General features: G+C 73.6%; 4 protein-coding genes and 1 pseudogene. 4 read left to right on the top strand and 1 reads right to left on the bottom strand.

Annotation, left to right across the window (positions count from 1 at the left end):
• From VGD85_RS17720 to VGD85_RS17710, 3 genes and pseudogenes are all read left to right on the top strand, one after another.
• Positions 1-254 (top strand): annotated as a pseudogene (locus VGD85_RS17720) (hypothetical protein); the annotation flags it as partial.
• A gap of 216 nt (positions 255-470) precedes the next feature.
• Positions 471-650 carry a hypothetical protein gene (locus tag VGD85_RS17715; protein ID WP_331064754.1) on the top strand — a complete coding sequence of 60 codons (180 nt, stop codon included), beginning with the start codon at positions 471-473 and terminating at the stop codon, positions 648-650.
• An 88-nt stretch (positions 651-738) separates the two neighbouring features.
• Entirely contained in the window at positions 739-1,332 is a 594-nt protein-coding gene (locus tag VGD85_RS17710; protein ID WP_331064753.1) for a type IV toxin-antitoxin system AbiEi family antitoxin domain-containing protein, read from the top strand.
• Here the strand turns inward: VGD85_RS17710 and VGD85_RS17705 are convergent.
• Entirely contained in the window at positions 1,310-2,353 is a 1,044-nt protein-coding gene (locus VGD85_RS17705) for an alpha/beta hydrolase (RefSeq protein WP_331064752.1), read from the bottom strand. The genes VGD85_RS17710 and VGD85_RS17705 overlap by 23 nt on opposite strands.
• 43 nt (positions 2,354-2,396) lie before the next feature.
• Here VGD85_RS17705 and VGD85_RS17700 point away from each other — a divergent pair.
• A partial coding sequence (locus VGD85_RS17700) for an RNA degradosome polyphosphate kinase (RefSeq protein ID WP_331064751.1) occupies positions 2,397-4,211 on the top strand: 1,815 nt, incomplete at its 3' end.

The raw sequence follows: 4,211 nt of genomic DNA, 5'->3' as shown, positions 1-4,211 counted from the left end.
CCGCCGCCGAGGAGCAGGCCGCCGAGCAGGCACGGCTGCGCGCCGAGGCCGAGGAGGCCGCCGCCCAGCGGGCCGTGGACCGCAGCGCCGTGGAGGCCGCCGTACGCCGCCAGGCCGAGATCGCCGAGGACGCCATGCGCGAACGGGCCGAGGCCGAGGAGAAGGCTCGCGAGCTCGCCGTCGAGCTCGACCACGTGCGCGCCGAGCTGCTCGAGCTGCAGACGCAGAAGCGGGGTTGGTTCCGCTCGCGGTAGCGGCGTGTCGCGCGGGTTTCACCGGTCAGCCGGTGAAACCCGCACGACACGCCGAGGGGTCCCGGCGTGTCGTGCGGGTTCTGGCTGACAAGTCGGCCCGCGGTGGGGTGCCGAGCACCTGCGGGTCCTCCGTCGCCCGGCCGAGCGGACTGGACCGGTCGGCGCATTCGGCGCGATCGGCGGGCGCGGAGTGCGCGCGGTGCTCAAGATGGAGGCATGGCCGCCTCGGGGGAGGAGTTCGCCTGCCGGCACTGCGGGCACAGCCGCACGTGGCCGGTCAGCCGGACCCGCCGGATGATCCGCAAGCTGCGCCGCAAGCCGGTGCGCGCCACCTGCGGGGAGCAGACCGACCTGGGCTGGGCATGCCCGTGCCGCAGCCGGTCCCACGCCCGCTGATCGTCCACAGCCGGTCCGCGCTGCGCGCTCGTCCACAGCCGAGGGCCGTCCGGTCGCGGCCCGCGACCGCGCGTCGGATGCTGGCCCCATGGACGAGCTGGCAGCGCTGTTGCAGGAGCAGGACGGCATCATCACGCGCGCCCAGGCCCTCGGGGCCGGCGCGACCGCGACCTGGATCGCCCGCGCGCTGCGGCGCGGTGCGTGGGTGGCCGTGCACCCCGGCGTGTACGCCGAGCACGCCGGGCCGCTGACCTGGCAGCAGCGCGCCTGGGCCGCCGTGTTGGCCTGCCGGCCCGCGGCGCTCTACGGCCGGTCGGCCCGGCGCGCCCACGAGGGCCCCGGGCGGCGCGACCACGACGGGTCCGTGATCCACGTGGCGGTCGAGCGACACCGCGACGTCTCCGCCCCGCCCTGGACCCGGCTCCACCGCGTGACCGGATTCGAGACCCGGGTCGTCCACGGTCCCGGACCGCCCCGGATCGGCTACCACGACACGATCCTCGACCTCGCCGCCGCGACCCGCGACGACCGCGAGGCGGTCGCGGTGCTGTCCTGCGCGTGCCGCGGGAGTCCCACCGCGGCGCGATGCCTCCTCGACCTGCTGGACCGCCGCCCGGTGGTGCCGCGCCGTGACCGGCTGCGCGACCTGCTCCTCGAGCTCAGCCTCCCAGCGCCACCTTGAGCCGGACGGCGATCTCGGCGACGGCCGCGCGGCTGGTGCGGCCGACCCCGACGACGTTGAAGAACCCGTGGATCTGGTCGGTGAAGCGGTGCAGCTCGACGTGCACGCCCGCGTCGGCCAGCCGGCGCGCGTAGGCCTCGCCCTCGTCGCGGAGCGGGTCGAAGCCCGCGGTCGCGACGTACGCCGGGGCGAGTCCGGCGGGGAGGTCGGCGTAGAGCGGGGAGACCCGGGGATCGCGGGGGTCGCCGTCGCCGATGTAGCACTGGTTGGCGAGGTCCATGAACGCCTTGGTGAGGTAGAACCCCTCCGCGAACAGTGCCGCACTGTCGGTCTCGCGCACCGCGTCGGTCGCCGGGTAGACCAGCAGCTGGAACGCCAGCGGCAGCCCGGCGCGGGCCGCCTCGATCGCGACCACCGCGGCCAGGTTGCCGCCGGCGGAGTCGCCGCCGACGGCCAGCCGGTCGGGGTCGACGCCCAGCTCGGCCGCGTGGTCGACGACCCAGCGGTGGGCGGCGAGCGCGTCGTCGTATGCCGCCGGGAACGGCTCCTCCGGTCCGAGCCGGTAGTCCACCGCGAGCACCCGCACGCCCGACCGCTCGGCGAGGAGGCGGCAGGCCGCGTCGTGGGACTCCAGGTCGCCGTACATGAAGCCGCCGCCGTGGAAGAACAGCAGCAGCGGACCCGGCGAGGCCGCGGTGGGGGTGTAGAGGCGGGCGGGGCGCCCGGCCACGGCCAGGTCGCGCACCGCGCCGATCCGCTGCCGCCCGGCGGTCAGCGTGGTGTGCCGCAGGATCGCGCGCCGCCCCAGCGGGATCGGCAGGGTCTCGGCGCCGCGCTCGCGCACCAGGCGCTGCATCCGCAGCATCAGCTGGGTGTCGGCGGCCAGCGACTGGCCGTCGCGGACCACCGTGCGCCCGCCGAGCAGCCGCTGCATCCGCTCGGGCAGGGCGAGGGCGGCGCGCAACGCCAGGGACTCCAGACGGATCTGCAGGCGCTCGACGCGCGGCGAGTCGAAGGTCACGAAGGGAACCTACCGTTCACGTGCGAGTGCCAGACTGGCCGACATGAGCCTGGAGAGCCTGCCGCCGGACGCCGTCTCCAGCCACGGGGAGGGCGTCCCGGAGGAGTCGTTCGAGGTGGAGCCGCCGTACCAGCCCGACCACGACGAGATCGCCGCGGTCGAGAAGTACGAGGACCGGTTCCTCGACCGCGAGCTCTCCTGGCTGCGGTTCAACCAGCGGGTGCTCGAGCTGGCCGAGGACCCCGCCCTGCCGCTGCTCGAGCGGGCCCGGTTCCTGGCGATCTTCACCAGCAACCTCGACGAGTTCTTCATGGTCCGCGTCGCCGGCCTCAAGCGGCGCATCGCCGCCGGGGTCGCGGTCCCGGCCGCCTCCGGCCTGATGCCGACCGAGGTGCTGAACCTCATCCTCACCACGACCCGCGAGCTGGCCCAGCGCCAGGCCCGGGTCTTCCGCGACGAGGTGGTGCCCGCGCTCGCCGACGTCGGCATCGAGCTGGTCCGCTGGGACGACCTGGACCGCGAGGAGCAGAAGACCTGCAAGCGGCTGTTCCGCGACCGGGTCTTCCCCGTCCTCACCCCGCTCGCCGTCGACCCGGCCCACCCGTTCCCCTACATCTCCGGGCTCTCGCTCAACCTCGCGGTGCTGATGCGCAACCCGCGCACCGAGAAGGAGCACTTCGCCCGGGTCAAGGTGCCGCCGATCTTCGCCCGGTTCGTGCCGGTCGGCAACCAGCGATTCGTGCCGCTCGAGGACGTGATCCGCGAGCACCTGCGGCGGCTGTTCCCGGGCATGGACGTGCTCGAGGTGCACACGTTCCGGGTCACCCGCAACGAGGACCTCGAGGTCGAGGAGGACGACGCCGAGAACATCCTCGCCGCGCTGGAGAAGGAGCTGCTGCGCCGCCGGTTCGGGCCGCCCGTCCGGCTCGAGGTCGAGGAGTCGATCGCCCCGCAGGTGCTCGACCTGCTGATGTCCGAGCTCGGCATCTCCGAGGAGGAGGTGTTCCGGCTGCGCGGGCCGCTGGACCTGCGCGGCCTGCACGACATCGCCGACCTGCCCCGCCAGGAGCTGAAGTACCCCGCGTTCTTGCCCACCACCCACCTGCGGCTCGCCGAGGTCGAGTCCGCCGCGCCCGTCGACGTGTTCAAGGCGACCCGGCGCCACGACGTACTGCTGCACCACCCGTACGACTCGTTCGCGACCTCGGTGCAACGCTTCCTCGAGCAGGCCGCCGCCGACCCGCACGTGCTCGCGATCAAGCAGACGCTGTACCGCACCTCGGGCGACTCCCCGATCATCGACGCGCTCGTCGACGCCGCCGAGGCCGGCAAGCAGGTGCTGGTGATCGTCGAGATCAAGGCCCGCTTCGACGAGGAGGCCAACATCCGCTGGGCCCGCAAGCTCGAGCAGGCCGGCTGCCACGTCGTCTACGGCCTGGTCGGCCTCAAGACCCACTGCAAGCTCTCGATGGTCGTGCGCGACGAGCCCGACGGCATCCGCCGCTACACCCACATCGGCACCGGCAACTACAACCCCAAGACCTCGCGCATGTACGAGGACCTCGGCCTGATCACCACCAACGAGCGGATCGGCGAGGACGTCGCCCACCTGTTCAACAACCTCTCCGGCTACAGCCGCAAGGCGTCGTACGAGGAGCTGCTCGTCGCGCCCGACTCGGTACGCACCGGTCTGGTCCAGCAGATCCACCGCGAGATCGAGCACGCCCGCGCCGGCAAGGACGCCCGGATCCGGATCAAGGCCAACTCGATCGTCGACGAGGCGACCATCGACGCGCTCTACCGGGCCTCGCGCGCCGGCGTGCCGGTCGACCTGCTGGTCCGGGGCATCTGCGCGGTC

The organism is Nocardioides sp., assembly GCF_036401255.1.
Taxonomy (GTDB): domain Bacteria; phylum Actinomycetota; class Actinomycetes; order Propionibacteriales; family Nocardioidaceae; genus Nocardioides.
The sequence above is the reverse complement of the archived record's forward strand: the minus strand, read 5'-3'. Positions and strand labels throughout refer to the sequence as shown.

Excerpts from the sequence above, each read along its gene's own strand:
- VGD85_RS17710 (WP_331064753.1), top strand. The coding sequence starts at position 739 with ATGGACGAGCTGGCAGCGCTGTTGCAGGAGCAGGACGGCATCATCACG.
- VGD85_RS17715 (WP_331064754.1), top strand. The coding sequence starts at position 471 with ATGGCCGCCTCGGGGGAGGAGTTCGCCTGCCGGCACTGCGGGCACAGC.